At 71.3% G+C, this 15,657-nt stretch carries 10 protein-coding genes; 4 read left to right on the forward strand and 6 right to left on the reverse strand.

Going from position 1 to position 15,657, the window contains the following annotated elements:
• Positions 1–579: 579 nt before the first annotated feature.
• Both VT85_RS11375 and VT85_RS11380 read right to left on the reverse strand, forming a co-directional pair.
• A complete protein-coding gene (locus tag VT85_RS11375) occupies positions 580–3,180 on the reverse strand; it encodes a hypothetical protein (protein ID WP_068414833.1) in 2,601 nt (866 codons plus the stop codon).
• Between the two features lie 163 nt (positions 3,181–3,343).
• Positions 3,344–4,129 (reverse strand): hypothetical protein, encoded by a 786-nt coding sequence (locus VT85_RS11380; RefSeq protein WP_156512812.1) that lies wholly within the window; start codon positions 4,127–4,129, stop codon positions 3,344–3,346.
• A 197-nt stretch (positions 4,130–4,326) separates the two neighbouring features.
• On the opposite strand from VT85_RS11380, the gene VT85_RS11385 reads away from it, so the two are divergent.
• A complete protein-coding gene (locus VT85_RS11385) occupies positions 4,327–5,580 on the forward strand; it encodes an ammonium transporter (RefSeq protein ID WP_068414840.1) in 1,254 nt (417 codons plus the stop codon).
• Between the two features lie 134 nt (positions 5,581–5,714).
• Positions 5,715–6,533, forward strand: coding sequence for a c-type cytochrome (locus VT85_RS11390; RefSeq protein WP_068414843.1), 819 nt, complete (start codon positions 5,715–5,717; stop codon positions 6,531–6,533).
• Between the two features lie 45 nt (positions 6,534–6,578).
• Here the strand turns inward: VT85_RS11390 and VT85_RS11395 are convergent, their stop codons facing one another.
• The 4 genes from VT85_RS11395 to VT85_RS11410 all read right to left on the reverse strand — a co-directional run bounded on the left by VT85_RS11395 (position 6,579) and on the right by VT85_RS11410 (position 14,184).
• Positions 6,579–8,810: a polymorphic toxin-type HINT domain-containing protein gene (locus VT85_RS11395; RefSeq protein WP_068414846.1), complete on the reverse strand. Its 2,232-nt coding sequence runs from the start codon at positions 8,808–8,810 to the stop codon at positions 6,579–6,581.
• A 72-nt stretch (positions 8,811–8,882) separates the two neighbouring features.
• A complete protein-coding gene (locus VT85_RS11400; RefSeq protein WP_156512813.1) occupies positions 8,883–11,117 on the reverse strand; it encodes a polymorphic toxin-type HINT domain-containing protein in 2,235 nt (744 codons plus the stop codon).
• Positions 11,118–11,479: 362 nt separating this feature from the next.
• Complete coding sequence (locus VT85_RS11405) at positions 11,480–13,702, reverse strand: xanthine dehydrogenase family protein molybdopterin-binding subunit (RefSeq protein ID WP_068414851.1); 2,223 nt, start codon at positions 13,700–13,702, stop codon at positions 11,480–11,482.
• Positions 13,699–14,184 carry a (2Fe-2S)-binding protein gene (locus VT85_RS11410; protein ID WP_068414854.1) on the reverse strand — a complete coding sequence of 162 codons (486 nt, stop codon included), beginning with the start codon at positions 14,182–14,184 and terminating at the stop codon, positions 13,699–13,701. The genes VT85_RS11405 and VT85_RS11410 overlap by 4 nt, the downstream gene beginning before the upstream one ends.
• Before the next feature lie 230 nt (positions 14,185–14,414).
• Here VT85_RS11410 and VT85_RS11415 point away from each other — a divergent pair, with 230 nt between their 5' ends.
• Both VT85_RS11415 and VT85_RS11420 read left to right on the forward strand, forming a co-directional pair.
• On the forward strand, positions 14,415–14,882 hold the full coding sequence (locus tag VT85_RS11415; protein WP_156512814.1) for a hypothetical protein: 468 nt from the start codon (positions 14,415–14,417) through the stop codon (positions 14,880–14,882).
• Between the two features lie 203 nt (positions 14,883–15,085).
• The gene (locus VT85_RS11420) at positions 15,086–15,631 is read left to right on the forward strand and encodes a hypothetical protein (RefSeq protein WP_068414860.1); all 546 of its coding nucleotides are present in this window, start codon (positions 15,086–15,088) and stop codon (positions 15,629–15,631) included.
• Positions 15,632–15,657: the final 26 nt, after the last annotated feature.

Consider the following 15,657-nt stretch of genomic DNA (forward strand, 5'->3'; position numbering starts at 1 on the left):
TGTCGGCGAGGCGGGGGAGGACGGCTTCATCGCGCGTCCGATTTCAGTCTCAATGATCCTAACAGGTCACAGTGGGGCCATCAATGAAGTAACCCTCAGAAAAATCGGCCCACGCCGTCGCCTTCGACCTCGATGTCCTTATCCAGCGACTTCATGCAGGGATACGGTTAGAGCAACGCAATCGCCGTGCCCTTCCGCTCGACATCTCCGGCCGTGGAGAGGCCGTCTCGTTCGTTCACTTCCCGGCCGGAATCTCCGAATTCTTTCGGTTTCGAGGCCGGGGGACGGGCTGGTTTCCACAAGATGTTTCAGGTAAATATTTTGCGGAATGAAGGTCCGGGAGGTCGCAAGCTGGCCGTCGCGGCCTGGACGTGCGGGGCAAGGATCGATCCGGGAGCGGCCGTCGAGGGGGCGGCGGGGGCCTGGAACAGTCGAGCCTGCGTATTGGGCGTGCCTGCCTAAAATCTGGGCTGATGGGCGAGCGTCCCGCACGCGGCTCGGCTCGGGTTCGATACTGGACCGAGACGGGGGCGGATAGCCGTCGTCCGGTTCGATGGAGGCGAGGCCGGGCCGGTTTCATTATTTAGGAGGCTCGGCCGCGCGCTGGACGTTCGGATCTGCGTCGGCGGGGGTGCTGGAGGGGGCGAGCTCGGGGGGGCCGACGCTCGCGGCGACCTGGGGGGTCGGCGGCGGGGGAGGGGAGGTCGTGGCCGACGCCGGGCTCGATCGGGAGGGCCGCATTCGGATGAGCAGGTGGTTGGAGGCCCCGTTGGGGGTGGCGACGCTGATTTCCAGGAGGGGGACGCCCTGGGCGTTTGGCGTGGGGCGGGCGTCCTGGGCGATGGTGACCTGCATCAGGTTTCGGCTGACCAGGACCGATTCGGCGACCTTGCCGCCGGCGATGACGTGGGTGTCGTGGACGCTGAAGTTCTTCCCTTCCAGGAAGATGGTGGATTCCTCGCCCTGTTCCGGGGGGTTGCCGTGCCAGGCCACGAGCGCGGGGCGGAGCTGTCCCCCGCGAGAGCAGAAGACGCGGGAGTCGTTGTGCTCGGCGGAGTAGGGGACGCGGACGACGAGTCGCTGGGTGGGCATGAGGCTCTTGAGCTGGTTGAGCCGCTCGACGGCGATCTGGAGTTCCTCGGGGCGGTTGCTGGCGATGGAGCCGACGTTGCCCAGGGCGTTCTCGGCCTCGACGAGCCGGGCGGCGAGGTCGGACGCCTTCTCGATGGTGGAGGTCCGGCCGTCGTTGAGGTCGCTGGTCTTGAACCAGTTGGCGACGGTGACGAATTCGATCTTGGGGACGAAGTTGGGCATCACGATCAGCGCTGTGCATTCGCGCTGGCCGGGCTCGATGCTCTGCTCCTTGTCGTCGCGTCCCAGGCCGTTCTGGAGCAGGTCGGCGACGGCCGCGAAGCCGGGGCGGCCGGAGCGGGAGGTCTGGAGCCTGGGGTAGAAGATCCAGCCGAAGGTGCTCTCGCCGGCGCCGAAGCCGACCATGGTGGGGTTGAGGCGGATGGCGGCCTCGTCCTCGGCCAGCGCGGCGTCGTTGGAGAAGACCCCCGCGGCGCGGAGGGGCCCGACGGGGCCGCCGCCGATCAGGTTGAGGCCCGAGGTGGAGCGGCGGGCGACGGTGTCGGCGACGTTCTGCTGGGCGATGACCGGCTCGATGGCGTAGACCCGCAGCGGCCACTTGGCGTCGGTGTACTTCTTGAAGGCGGCGACGGCCTCGTCGGAGGGGGAGGGGTCGAAGAAGTTGAGCCGGCGCAAATCCTCGTGGCGGACGTCGGGGAGCTGGTCGACGATGTCCTGCTTGAGCCGGGAGTTGAGGGCGGCGGCCTGGACCCGCAGGACGAAGCCCAGGGCGTCGAGGGTCCGCCGGCGGTTGACGGCCCCGTCGTCGAGCGGGCCGTTGGCGGTGGAGGCGAGCATGACCGAGTCGTCGACGCTCCGGCTCCGCAACGCCGCGAGCTTGGGGAAGTCGCGGCGGGCGACCATGGCGCCGAGCGCTTCGAGCGGGTCTTCCTCCGGCGCCGTCGCCCCCGTCCCGGCCTGGGGCGAAGCGGACGAGGGCGAGGACGAGACGGCTTCTTCCAGCAGGGAATAGGACGCTTCGAACTCGCCTCTGAGCCACTGGGCGATCCGGGCGTCGCGGTGGTAGGGTTCGTCGGCGAGTTCTCGGGAGAGCTGGCGACCGGCCTCCTTGCGGAGGAAGTCGATGTTGTCGGGGCCGTAGAAGACCTCGGAGTCCGCGAAGGCGACGAGGGCGAGCGGGTTCACGCCCGGCCCGGCGCTGGGCTCGTCGTCCTCGTCCGGGTCGTTGCCGAGCGTCTGCGCGAGGCTGCCGACGGCCTCGTTGATGACCGCGTTGCGGAGCGTGTACCGCATCGTGTCGCGGTCCATCAGCGACTTGGCCGAGACCGTGATGATGGCCCCGCGGCCCCGGCGGTTCTTGGGGCCCGGCGAGAGCGTCACCGGGATCCGCACGAGGTACAGGCCGTATCCCGGCCGGTCCGTGAGGTCGTCGCCGGCGTTGATCCGGCGGAGCTGGTTCAGGTGGTTCAGGTAGTGCGAATGCTCGTCGAGCACGACCGTCGGCTCCAGCACCCCGGCGGACGACGGGTCGGCGGCCCCGTTCGCGGCCCGCGCCGCGGCGGGCGCGGCGGTGTTGGCGGCCGCGGCGTTGGCGACGGCCGCCGCGTTCTGGCTGGCGATCAGCGCCAGGAGCGATTTGGTCTGTTCGGACTCGCCGACGGTGGTCGCGGCGGCGGTCGCGCCCGTCGCTCCGGGGTTCGCGAGGTCGGCCAGCCCGGCGGCGAGTTGGAGCCGCTGAGCCTTGGCCTCGTTGCGGCTGATCGAGGCGTTGATGACCCCCTTGAACCCCGCCTTGAGCCAGAGCGCCATCTGGCTCTCGTACTCGGACCGGAACTTGGCGAGCCGGTCCTGGCCCCACACGTCGGGCGACTTGACGCCGATGGTCCCTTGCAGGGTCATGCTCCGGTCCAGGTCGTCGATCATCTGCTCGACCTGGTGGAGCGAGGGGCGGGCGTCGGAACGGGCGAGGCTCGTCGGGACCGGCCAGGAGGTCGGCAGCGTCGAGCAGCCGCCGGCCGTCGCCGCCAGCATCGCTCCCAGGGCGAGCCTCCTCGCCGCCTTCTCCCGACGCGTCCGGAATCGTGACATGGCCCCCTCGGCTGGATTCCCCCTTCGGATCGGAGCCGTTCGACGCCTGCGAGCAGGCTTCCGATCCAGCATCCGGGAGTTTGCCGATTTCCCCGCGTTCGCCAAGGCGGATTTCGGGGATTGTAAAAAGCGCCTGGCGGTCGAGGCTCGTGCCGTCGGCGGTTTATCGGGGGCTTTGGGCCGGATCTTGCTCGGTCGGGCCGTTCGAGGCATCCCGGCCGGGTTGCGCTTCCTGAAGGCGCGTCTCCAATTCGTCGGACGCCTTGTCGAGCCGGGCCAGCGTCGCATCGACGTCGTCCTGGGAGTCGCTCACCGCGATCATGGCTTTCCCCAGGCCGATGAGGGCGCCCGCCACGCCGGCGGTGGTCGCCTGCGACTCGCCGTACATCCGCTTCCACCGATATCGGAACTCATGGACTTCCGCGTCTTCGATGACCGGTGGTTCTTGCTCCGGGTAGCGTACGCCGAGGAGCGCGCGCTCCCACAGCGCGAACACTCGCGCCGCGCGAACGGGGTCGACGGCCTTCGTCGCGCTCCGAACCTTGACCTCCAAGGGCTTCCGATCGCGCGCCTCGCCGTCGTCCCCGACCTGCTGTTCCGGCAGGGAGAACCAGATGTTGCGGTCCGGGAAGACGGATATCAGCTCGCAGCCCCCGCCATCCCGCCGTTCCCGGAGTGCCACGCAGGACTCCGGGTCGAACGGGGATCGGGAGACCATCACGACGGCCCGGAGCGAGCCCCAGTCGCAGGCGTCGTTGGATTCGATTTCATCGACGCGCATGATGCTTAGGCAGGCGCGGATGTAGCTCTCGAACGCCGGGGAAGGATACGGGTCGACGGGCGTGAGGCGTCCCGGCGGCCCCGGTGGATCTTCGGCCGGCCGTTCCTGCGCCGCCGCCGTCGTCGCGAGCATCGCCCAGGCCGCGAGCGCCGCCATGGTCCGTGTCATCGAGAGTCTCTCCGTGGGACGTTCCTGGTCGAACTCCCGTCCCAGCATCCCGGCGACGGCCGGAGTCCACAAGGAGGCCGTCCCCGATCCCGCGAATCCAGGCCGCCCACGGCGGACCTATCTTCTCAAGCTTGCGCGGGCCGCTAAGATGAGACCGATGCCGGGGGCGACCGCGAAGCGCGAGGGGTGGGCCGTTGATGATCGATCGAGCCGATGCGCTGCTCGTGATGACCTGCGCGGCGCTCGCGCTGCTGCTGACGCCGGCGATGGGGCTGATCTTCGCCGGGCTGGTCCGCCGCAAGAACGCGCTCTCGGCGTTCCTGGGCTGCCTGACGCCGCTGGGGATCGTGGCGGTCCAGTGGCTCTTGCTGGGGCAGGGCCTGGCGTTCGGCCGCGACCTGTTCGGCGGGCTGGTCGGCGTCCCGGACGGGGCGCTGTTCGGCCTCCGATTCGAGCCTCGGGGCGACCTGGCGACCACGATCCCGGAGTCCCTGTTCCTGACGTTCCAGATGCTGGCGGCGGCCTTCGCGGCGGCCCTGGTCGCCAGCGCGGGGGCCGAGCGGGCGCGGTTCGCGTCGACGGCGGTCTTCGTGCTCCTGTGGACGACGCTCGTCTACGACCCGGTGGCCCACTGGGTCTGGTCGCCCGAGGGCTGGCTCTGGAAATTCGGGGCGCGCGACTTCGCCGGCGGCCTTGTCGTGCATGCGACGGCCGGCGTGGGGGCGCTTTGCGTCGCGGTGGCCGTGGGCAAGCGTCGCGGGGCCGACGTCGAGAGCCTGCATCCCCACAACCTGACCCTGACGGCGATCGGGACGACGCTCCTCTGGCTCGGCTGGATCGGCTTCAACGTGGGGCGGGCCTGGGGCGTCTCGCCGGGGGCCGCGGCGGCCTTCGCGGCGACCCTCTTCGGCGGCGCGGCCGGGATGGCGGCCTGGTCGCTCGTCGAGTACGCGACGACGGGCAAGGCGACCTTCCTGGGCGCCTGCACGGGGATCGTCGCGGGCCTGGTGGGCGGGTCGGCCGCCGCGGGCTACGTCGCCCCGCCGGCCGCGGCCGTCCTCGGCGCGACCACCGCCCTGATCGTCCACGGCGCGATCCTCGTCAAGGGACGGCTCGCCTACGACGACTCGCTCGACGTCTTCGGCGTCCACGGCGTCGGCGGGATCGTCGGCGCGCTCGGCCTCGGCCTGCTGGCCGACTCCGCGCTCGACCCCGGCGTCGTCGGCCTGTTCGAGGGCCGCACGGAGCTGATGCTCGCCCAGCTCGTCGCCGTCGCGGTGGTCGTCGCCTACACCGCCGTCATGACCTCGGCCATCCTGTTCGTCGTCGACCGCGCGATGGGCCTCCGCGTCAGCCCCGAGGACGAGGAACTCGGCCTCGACCTCGCCCAGCACGGCCAGCGCGGCTACGTCCTCGGCGAAGGCGAACGCGCGTTCGGCGAGTTTCGATGAAAGCCGCGATCCGCACCCCCCGGTTGCCCACCGCCCTACGATGACAGGAACGCGAGCGAGCCGAACGGCGGCCGACGCGATCGACGCCTCGACCTGAAACGAAGCGTCATGGGCATTCCGGGAGAATCGACGACATGCGGATCACTTTCGGCCTTGGTGCGGCGGCGCTCGTTCTGGTCCTCGGGGCGGCGGGAGCGGACGGGCCCGGCGAGACGCCCCGAGAGATCCCCCCGGGCCCGCTGGGGGACGTGATCCGGCTGGGCGAGACGCTGGTTCAGGAAACCGCGACGCACCCGATGACGAAGCCGTACGTCGGCAACGCCCTGAATTGCACGTCGTGCCACCTGGCGAACGGGACCGATCCCGAGGCGGGGACGTTCCTGGGGACGGCGACCGCCTATCCCGCATACTCCCCTCGCGAGGGCCGGGTGCTCACGCTGGAGGATCGGATCCTCAACTGCTTCATGAGGAGCTGCCACGGCGTCCGGCCGCCGCTGGGGAGCGAGCCCTCGGTGGCGATCGCGGCCTACATCACCTGGCTCTCGGCCGGCCAGCCGCTGCGCATGAATCCGAAGCGTCCGGCCGGGCCGGGCGCGATCAGGCCGCTGGGCCTCGCCGCCGAGTCGGCCGATGCGGAGCGGGGCAAGGCCCTCTACGCCGAGAACTGCGCCGACTGCCACGCCGACGACGGCCGGGGCCGCAAGGAGAACCCGCCGGTCTGGGGAGACCGCTCGTACAACCAGGGCGCCGGGCTGGCGAACACGCCCCAGCTCGCCGCCTGGCTCAAGGTCGCCATGCCCCTGGACGACCCCCACCTGACCGAGCAGGAAGCCCTGGACGTCGCCGCGTACGTCAACTCCCACGACCGGCCCGCGTTCCGACTGGAGGACCACCTCCCCCCCGATGACAAGCTCGGCGAATACAACGCCGCGGCCGACGCCCCCGGAAGGTGAGCGTCGGCCGCGGCGTGAGGTTTTCCCTTTACGGACTGGTTCGGGTCAGGGCTTCCTGGTCGCGACCAGCTCGGCGGTGGCCGGGACGCCGTCGAAGGGGGCGGCCACCGGCTCGACGAAGCCGTTGTCGTGGGCGATGAGCCCCAGCGAGCCGACGCAGTAGTTGTCGCCGCCGGAGAGGAGCAGGTTGAACACCGGCTGGACCTTCTCCTTCTCGGCCGAGGCGACCTCCACGGTGCCGCCCACGGTGCGGAGGCGGTCGCCGGGCTTGAGGTCCCGCGCCATGACCCAGCCGTGTCCCGCCTTCCAGAAGCGGTGGATGCCGGTGGGGTGCACGGTCTCCCTGCCCAGGTCGATCGCGTGGGTCATGGTCGGCGGGTTGTGGAACACGGTCACGACCGCCCGGTAGTCGAACCGGCCGGTGGTCGTGTCCTGGGTCAGCACCTGGTCCCCGGGCCGGATCGTCTCGATGGGCCGGTCGCCCCGCAGGGTGCGGACGGGCGTCCCGCCGGCGAAGCACGAGTAACCCGACGGCGTGTAGCCCGCCACCGAGAAGGAAACGGTCATGTACGGGCGGGCCTGGGGCGTGAAGGCGATGGGGACGTCCTCGACGTAGGTCGGAACCGTCGGCTCGGCCGAGGCGCTCCGGCGGGCGTAGCCTCGCCCCTCCAGCTCGTACGCCCAGTCCATCCATTTTTCGCGGTCGTAGCCCAGGTCCACGCCGCCGATTTCCTTCAGGAGCGTCGCGGCCCGCTCGTTGACCTCGCGGATCGGCGCGTTGTACGCCTCGATGTCGGCGACGTCCCGGGTCATCTGCTCGCGGGCGACCGAGGCCGACGCGCGCGCCTCGGCGATCATCGCGTCGATCGGGACGTGGAGCCGCTTGGTCGTCGCCACGACCTCCCGGAAGTTCGGGCCCCCCAGGCGGACCAGGTTGGACTCGGACGAGTCGCGGCCGAGCTCGTTGGCCAGTTGGGTCGGCGAGAACATCACGCTCCAGGGCTGGTACGAGACCCCGCCGGGGACGGTGTAGTCCAGGGACCTGTCGACGAAGTTCCGGAACGCGGCGTTGAGCTGGGGGTTGGGGGTGTTCAGCGTCATCACGGCTTGATACCGCTGTTTCTGAGCCGCGAGCGCGGGGACCAGATCCCTGCTCATGATCGGACCGCTGTAGCCCGTGTATCCGTCGGAGACGTCGATCGTGGAGACCCCGGAGGGATCGCTGGGCAGTCCTCGCCAGTCGGTGAGCTGCGGCGGCTGCATCGGCGTGTAGAGCCGGCGGAGTTTCGCGTCGCGGCCCTCGACGAGCAGTTCGCCCTGCGAGCCGGGGCCCCCCACCGGTTTCACCTTGTACTTCACCTCGTCGCGGACCCAGCTCGCCAGGAGCCCCGCGAAGTCGCGAGGGTCGCGGCGGACGAGCAGGGCCGAGGCCTCGGAGCGAGCCGTCGCGTGGGGGCTGAAGACGGCCAGGGTGGCCAGGGCCGCCGACGCGCCGGGGCCGTCGATCCGGCCGAACACCTCCACGGCGATCCGCTGCCGGCCCTCGTCGCCCCCCCGGGCGAAGGACCGCCAGAGCGACGGCACGGCGCGGGGGTCCTCGATCGCCGCCAGGGCTTCGCGGGCCTCGGCCCGCTTCGCCTTGTCGCGCGAGGCCAGGCCCGACCGGATCTTCTCCAGCCGGGGCTTCCACTCCTTCTCGGCCCGCTCCCGGGCCTCGTGCGCGGCCTGCGCGGCGGCCTCGGCCTCCGGGTGGACCCAGCGCCCCTTGGACTTCTCGAAGCCGAGCCGACGCCAGGCGCCCTCGCGGCCGGGGTCGAGCTGGACGACCCGGACCAGGTGGGCCGTCATCGGCTGGGCCAGGCCCTTCTCCCCGCACCAGAGGGCCAGCTTGTAGAGGTCGTCGGCCTGGTCGCGGGTCTTCGCCCGGCGTTCCAGGTACTCGCGGAACAGCGCCTGCTGCTCGGGCGACTCCTCGACGGCGCGGGCGGCCTCGGCGGGCCGCATCCACTTGCCGTCGCGTTCGACGTACCCCAGCAGGCCGCGCGCTCTGGCGTGGTCGGGGGCCAGGAGGACGGCGCGGGTCAGGTGGGTGGTCTTCTCGGCGGCCAGGCCCTGAGCCTCGCACCAGAGGGCCAGCCGCACCTGGGCGTCGGCGTCACGGCCCGCGGCGGCCTTCGCCGCCTCGTACGCCGCGCGGTCGACGCCGCGCCCCGGCTCCTCGCGGTCGACGCCCCCAACGAACCCCACCGCCGCACTCAGGACCCATGCGGAGATCATGGCCGACTCCTCCAGGAACGGGATGTCAGTTCGTCGAGAACGCTCGATCCGCGAGCCGCAGTTCGGTCCAGGTCAGGGCTTCTTGGCCGCGACCAGTTCGGCGGTGGCCGGGACGCCGTCGAAGGGGGCGGCCACCGGCTCGACGAAGCCGTTGTCGTGGGCGATGAGCCCCAGCGAGCCGACGCAGTAGTTGTCGCCGCCGGAGAGGAGCAGGTTGAACACCGGCTGGACCTTCTCCTTCTCGGCCGAGACGACCTCCACGGTGCCGCCCACGGTGCGGAGGCGGTCGCCGGGCTTGAGGTCCCGCGCCATGACCCAGCCGTGTCCCGCCTTCCAGAAGCGGTGGATGCCGGTGGGGTGCACGGTCTCCCTGCCCAGGTCGATCGCGTAGGTCCAGTTGGGCGGGTTGTGGAGGACTTCGACCACCGGCTTGTAGTGGAGCTCGCCCGTGGTCGTGTCCTGGCCGAGGACCAGGTCGCCGGGCTCGATCTGCTCGATCGGCCGGTCGCCCCGCAGGGTGCGGACGAGCGTCCCCCCGGCGAAGCAGGAGGGGCCGATCCGGTAGCCGACCACGGACGTCGTCGGCAAGGCGACCGACTGGGGCTGGAAGGCGATCGGCACCTGCTCGACGACCTCGGCCGGCGGCTGGGACTGGGCCCGGAACGGCTGGCCGTAGCCTTGCAGGTCGAGCACCCAGTTCATCCACTTCTGGCGGTCGTCGCCCCGGTCCTCGCCGCTGACCGTCTTGAGGATCGTCGTCGCTCGCTCGTTGACGTCCCGGATCGGCGCGTTGTGGGCCTCGATGTCGGCCACGTCCCGGGCGAGCTGCTCGCGGGCCACCAGGGCCGACGTCTGGGCCTCGGCCATCATCTGCTGGAGCGGGATCTGGAGCGACTCCTGGTAGATCGGACGAAGGGTGTTGCCGTACAGCTGCATCGCGCCGAAGGCGTTTCTCACGCTCGCCTGCGAGTCCGCGATCCGGCCCACGACCGTCTGGCTCAGGCCCGAGGGCACCCCCGCCCGTTCAAGCGTCGCGGCGGCCACGTCGGGGCGTTGCTGGGAGGTCTGGAAGGCCCCGACTCCCGACACCATCGGGAGCCCCGTGATCGGGTCATAGCCCATGCCGCCGAGCGGCGAAAAGACCCCCGCCGTGGGCAGGCCGAGTGCGAACGAGGCCGCGTCGTCCCGAGAGACGATGGGCCCGACGTAGCTCCCGAGCGGCCGGTTGGCGACGAGGTTGCCGTTCGCGTCCGTCCCGACCTGGTCGCCGGGGAGGAGCGTGGGGTTCTGGAGCGGCCGGTAGAAGCGGCGGACCCGGGCGTCCTCCCCCTCGACGAGCAGCTCGCCCTGCGAGCCGGGGCCGTCGACGGGCTTGACCTTGTACTTGACCTCGTCGCGGATCGAGGCGGCGAGCAGGCCCGCGAATTCGCGGGGGTCGCGGCGGATGAGCAGGGCCGAGGCGTCGGAGCGCACCGCCGGGTGGGGGCTGAACAGGGCCAGGGTGGCCAGGGCCGTCGACGCGCCCGAGCCCTCGACGCGGCCGAGGACGTCGACCGCGATCCGCTGCCGGTTCTCGTCGCCCCCCCGGGCGAAGACCTGCCAGATCGAGGGGACGGCGCGGGGGTCCTCGATCGCCGCGAGCGCGGCCTGGGCCTCGGCCCGCTTGTCGCGGCTCTTGTTCGACAGGGCGTCGCGGAGCTTCTCCAGCTTCGGCCGCCAGGCGCGGTCGGCCTTCGCCTGGGCCTCGCGCTCGGCCTTCATCGCCGCCTCGACGTCCGGGTTGACCCAGCGGGAGCCGACTTTCTTGAACCCCAGCCGACGCCAGGCGCCCTCGCGGCCGGGGTCGAGCTGGAGCGTCCGGTGGAGGTGGGCCGTCATCGCCAGCGTCAGCCCGTTCTCCTCGCACCAGAGGGCCAGCTTGTACTGGTCGTCGGCCCCGTCGCGGGCCTTCGCGCGACGCTCCAGGTACTCGCGCATCAGGGCCTGCTGCTCGGGCGATTCCTCGACGGCGCGGGCGGCCTCGGCGGGCCGCATCCACTTGCCGTCGCGTTGGACGTAGCCCAGGAGCCCGCGCGCCCTGGCGTGGTCGGGGGCCAGGAGGACGGCGCGGTTGAGGTGGGTGGACTTCTCGGCCGCCATCCCGTGCGCCTCGCACCAGAGGGCGAGGCGCACGTGGGCGTCGGCGTCGCGCCCCGCCGCGGCCTTCGCCGCCTCGTACGCGGCGCGGTCGGGCCCGCCGGGCTCGGCGCCCTCGTCGACGCCCGAGGCCAGGCACAACGCTCCACCCAGCAACCATGCGGCGATCATGTTCGGCGCCTCCCGGAATCGGAGGGGGGGCGGCCGGAATCGGCGCAGGCCCCCCAAGCCTCATTCATACATGACATGCTATACATCTTGTGGAATCGTCCCGTCAAGGAAATCGACCAATTCCTTCGGGGAATTCACCTTCAATAATATGGGGTTCCTCACTCGACCTTCAGCGAGTTCCGGCGGAAGGCCTTCGGGCGCCACGGGTTCCGCGAACCCGTGGGCCGGCCGGGGATCGGGACGACGGCTCGGGACCGGCCCGACGCCGATCCCCGGGTTCAGAGACCCCGTGGCACCCCGATCGCCGTCTCCCGGCCCCCTTGGGGCGGTGGTGTCAGGTGAGGAGTGTTTGAACATTATCATCATTTCCCCGCGGCCTCGGGGGCGGGGAGGCGGATCGGCATGGCACGGACGCGCACGCCGGTCGCGGCGAAGACGGCGTTGGCGACGGCCGGGGCCACGGCGATGATCGGGGTCTCCCCCGCGCCGGACGAGGGGGCGTCGGGGCGGTCGAGGAGGTGGACGTCGAGCCTGGGCAGGTCGGCGAAGTGGGGGACGCGGTAGTCCCGGAACGAGCCGTTGGTGACCATGCCGTCCTGGAAGGCGATCGCCTCCGTGAGCGCGGGGCCGAGGCCCATGACGATCGCCCCTTCGACCTGGGTGCGGAGGTTCTCCGGGTTGAGGATCTTGCCGCAATCGAATACCTGGCAGACCTCGTCGACGGTGATCGTCCCGTCCTTGCGGTCGACCGAGACGGCGACGCAGGCGGCGACGAAGCCCCCCTTGTCCAGCCCGCAGGCCAGGCCGACCCCCTTGCCGGGCTCCCCGGCCTTCGACCGCGCCTCCCAGCCGAACCGCGAGGCGGCCTCGGCCAGCACGTCGCGGAGGCGGGGCTCGTCGAGGTTCGCCAGGCGGAAGGCCAGGGGGTCACGGCCGGCGAGCGCGGCCAGCTCGTCCATGAAGGACTCGCGGGCGAAGGTGTTGGCCGTGCTGGCGAGGGCCCGGTAAGAGCCGTGCCGCAGCGGCGGATCGGACTGGAGGAAGCGGCAATCGGCCCGGCCCGCGCGATACGGCGTCTGGACCGAGCCGCCGCCCGAGTTGACGTTGAGGTGCCGCCAGGTCGCGATCCGGCCCTCGGCGTCGAGCGAGGCCTCCATCTCGATGGCGGCGGCGGGTCGGAACTGGGCCCAGGCGAATTCCTCGGCGCGGGTCCAGACGACCCGGACGGGCTTGCCCGCCGCCTTCGCCAGCCGCGCGGCCTCGACGGCGTACTCGCCGGAGTGCTTGCCGCCGAAGCCGCCGCCGAAGTCCGGGACGATCACCCGCGCGCGGTCTTCGGCCAGGCCGAAGGCCCGCGCCAGCTCGCCGCGGACGGGGAACGGGGTCTGGGTGCCGACCCAGGCCGTGACCTTCCCGTCCTCCCACTCGGCCACCGCCGCGCGGGGCTCCATGGGGACGTGCTGGATGTAGGCCACGTCATACGACGCCTTCAGCCCCTTCGCCCCCTCCTCGAAGATCGGGCGGTCGGGGAGGCCCCCCTGGGCGTGCTCGCGCAGGAACCTCGGCAGGTCCTCGCTCGACGGGTGCGGCGGTGCGGTCCACTCGGCGGTCTTCGCGATCGCGTCGAGCGCGGCCTGCGCGCGGGCCGCGGTGGGAGCGGCGACGCCCACGAAGTCGCCGTCGCGGACCGCGACGACGCCCGGCATCGCCCTCGCCGGCGCGAGGTCCACCGCCGTGAGCGAGGCCCCGTAGCGCGGGGCGCGGAGGACCTTGCCGTGGAGCATGCCGGGGCGGACGACGTCGGACGGATAGACGTGCGCGCCCGTGACGATGTCTCGACCGGTCGGCTTGGCGATCGACCGGCCCAGCACCTTCCAGGCCGAGACCGGCGTGAGGGCGACGTCCGGGGCGACCGCCGCGGCCATCGCGCGGGCGGCCTCGGGGTCGCGCGCCAGGTCGGCGTAGGCCAGGGCCTCGTCGGCCTTCTTCGGGTGGCGGGCCCGGCCCTCCTCGACGACGATTTCGGCCGCGTCGACGTCCCATCGCCTCGCGGCGGAGGCGGCCAGCAGCTCGCGGGCCGAGGCGCAGCCCAGGCGGATCGCCGGGACGGTCGCCGGGGTCGAGAGGCTGCCGTAGGTCCCGCCGTCGTCGGGCGCGGCCTCGGTGTCTCCCATGATCAATTGAACGCGTTCGAACGGGACGCGCAGCTCCTCGGCGGCGGCCTGGGCCAGCTCCATCCGGGCGCCCTGGCCGCACTCGACCTTGCCGGTCATGACGGTGATCGAGCCGTCCTCGCCGAGATGAAGCCGCGCCGCCATCGTGGCCGCGCCCCGGCCGAAGGGGCCGCCGCGGCCCCCTCCTCGACGCCGGGGAGGCTCCTCCCCCTTCGCCTTCGCCGGGGCCGCGTCGGCCGCGACGGCGATCAGCAGCCCCGCGCCCAGGGCCTTCAGCACGCCCCGGCGGCTGGGTTCGAACGCGTCGGCCTCGTCGAATCGGTAGGGGACGAGGTCCACCGCCTCGTCGTAGTCGGCGGCCACGCCGGCGGCCTTCAAGGCCTCGACCTTCCAGTCTTCTCGGGCCTTCATCGCACGCCTCCCCCGGCCAGCTCGACGGCCCGTCGCACGGCCTTGACGATCTTGGGATAGCTGCAGCAACGGCAGATGTTCCGGTTCATCCCGGCCGAGATTTCGGCGTCGGTGGGGCTCGGGTTGGCGTCCAGAAGGGCCACGGCCGAGACGATCATCCCCGCCGTGCAGAACCCGCACTGATAGGCGCCGAGTTCCAGGAACGCCTCCTGCACCGGGTGGAGCGCCTCGCCCTTGGCGAGCCCCTCGACGGTGACGACCGATCGGCCCTCGACCTTCGAGACGGCCGTGCGGCAGGCGTTCATCCGCCGGCCCTCGACCAGGACCGAGCACGCGCCGCAGAGGCCCTCGCCGCAGCCGTACTTGGTGCCGAGGAGCCCGAGATCCTCCCGCAGGACGTCCAGAAGCGTCCGCTCGGGGTCGGTCGCGACCTCCCGCGCCTGGCCGTTCACCGTGAACCGAACCGTCGCTTCCGCGCCCATCGGCCGTCCTCCCCGCTTGCGGGTCCTCGTGATGCTCCACCTCCGTCCACTCTGGCCCCCCGCCGCCCCGGGGTCAAGGCGAGCCCCGCACCCGCCTCCCTTCCACATCTATGAACTTTTCGAGCGTTCGCATGCCACGATTCTTGGCGGCTTCCGTATAATCGCTCAACCACGGTGATCGAGGGACGGGCCGTGGGGGCGCCGTCCCGAATCGAGATGAGGAGCGAGCGATGAGCGCAACACGAAGGACCATGCTGGCGATCGGCGCGGCCCTGGTGCTGACCACGGCGGCCGCCGAGGCGCGGGCGCAAGGGTTCGTCATGCAGTCTCCCGACTTCGCGGTCGACGGCTGGGGCGGCTCGGCGATGGGGGGCTGGAACACCTTCCAGCCCAACGGCTTCTACTACGGCGTCGGGAGTTATTCGGGCTTCGGCGGAGTCGGCTCGCAGTATTATTCGGGCCAGGGCTTCTACGGTCAGGGATATTACGGGCAAGGCTGGCCCTCCAGCCCGCCGGTCTTCAACCAGTACCAGACGCCCCAGCAGGGGGGGGCGTTCCAGAACTCCTTCAAAGTGCCCCGGCTTTCTCCGACCACGCCTCAGCTTCGGAGCGGGATCGGCATCCAGCCCCAGCCCCTTTATAACCTGGCGCCGAGCTTCGGCCCCCAGGGGCCGGTGATGTGGTCCCTCCCCAACTGAGGCCATCCCCCCCCATCCTCCCGGTCCACTCGGATCGCCCCATCGACGCCGATGGGGATCGTGTCGCCTTTGACTTACGCAAGTTCGGCCACTCTGGCATCCCGAATGCGAGAGTATCATCCGACGCCCGCCGGAAGTCTCCGACCGTCGCGGTCGACGGCGGGCGAGCTTGCGATTCGAGAGCGACCGAGAAGGAGCGACCGATGAGAATCATCCATGCGAAGGCCCTGGGGATCGGGGCGGCCGCCTTGCTGGCTTGCGGGATCGGCGGAGGGGCCTCGGCCCAGGCGCAAGGGGTCGTGCAGAACCCGACGGCGGTCCGACTGAACGCCATCTCCAACCTGATCTCGGGCCAGCCGACCACCTACCCCGGCTACTCCCAGCCGTATCAGCAGGCCGCCCCCAACGCCTACTCGCCGACCTCCGGACGATGGGTGACGCAGCAGCCCGCCTACACGTACACCCAGAACGGCTATGTGCAGCCGCAGGCCGTCTATCCGACGCAATATGCGCAGCCGACCGCCAACGGCTATGTGCAGCCGCAAGCCGTCTACCCCACGCAGTATCAACAGTACAATCGGGCGTACAACGGTTACGCGCCGACCCAGCCGGGCGTCGTCTATCGACAGCCGACGACCGCCTCGCGATACGTCGACGCGGTGCGATCCGTCGTCCAGCCCCAGCAATACCAGTACGTGACGCCGGGATACGCTCCCCAGGCCGCGCCGAGGTATGTGATCCCTCGATGACCCGCGTCGCGGACGCCCAGACCTGT

This window comes from Planctomyces sp. SH-PL62, from assembly GCF_001610895.1.
In the GTDB taxonomy this organism is placed as follows: domain Bacteria; phylum Planctomycetota; class Planctomycetia; order Isosphaerales; family Isosphaeraceae; genus Paludisphaera.

Coding starts and splice junctions, on each gene's coding strand:
- VT85_RS11375 (WP_068414833.1), bottom strand. CDS start 3,180: ATGTCACGATTCCGGACGCGTCGGGAGAAGGCGGCGAGGAGGCTCGCC.
- VT85_RS11380 (WP_156512812.1), bottom strand. CDS start 4,129: ATGACACGGACCATGGCGGCGCTCGCGGCCTGGGCGATGCTCGCGACG.
- VT85_RS11385 (WP_068414840.1), top strand. CDS start 4,327: ATGATCGATCGAGCCGATGCGCTGCTCGTGATGACCTGCGCGGCGCTC.
- VT85_RS11390 (WP_068414843.1), top strand. CDS start 5,715: ATGCGGATCACTTTCGGCCTTGGTGCGGCGGCGCTCGTTCTGGTCCTC.
- VT85_RS11395 (WP_068414846.1), bottom strand. CDS start 8,810: ATGATCTCCGCATGGGTCCTGAGTGCGGCGGTGGGGTTCGTTGGGGGC.
- VT85_RS11400 (WP_156512813.1), bottom strand. CDS start 11,117: ATGATCGCCGCATGGTTGCTGGGTGGAGCGTTGTGCCTGGCCTCGGGC.
- VT85_RS11405 (WP_068414851.1), bottom strand. CDS start 13,702: ATGAAGGCCCGAGAAGACTGGAAGGTCGAGGCCTTGAAGGCCGCCGGC.
- VT85_RS11410 (WP_068414854.1), bottom strand. CDS start 14,184: ATGGGCGCGGAAGCGACGGTTCGGTTCACGGTGAACGGCCAGGCGCGG.
- VT85_RS11415 (WP_156512814.1), top strand. CDS start 14,415: ATGAGCGCAACACGAAGGACCATGCTGGCGATCGGCGCGGCCCTGGTG.
- VT85_RS11420 (WP_068414860.1), top strand. CDS start 15,086: ATGAGAATCATCCATGCGAAGGCCCTGGGGATCGGGGCGGCCGCCTTG.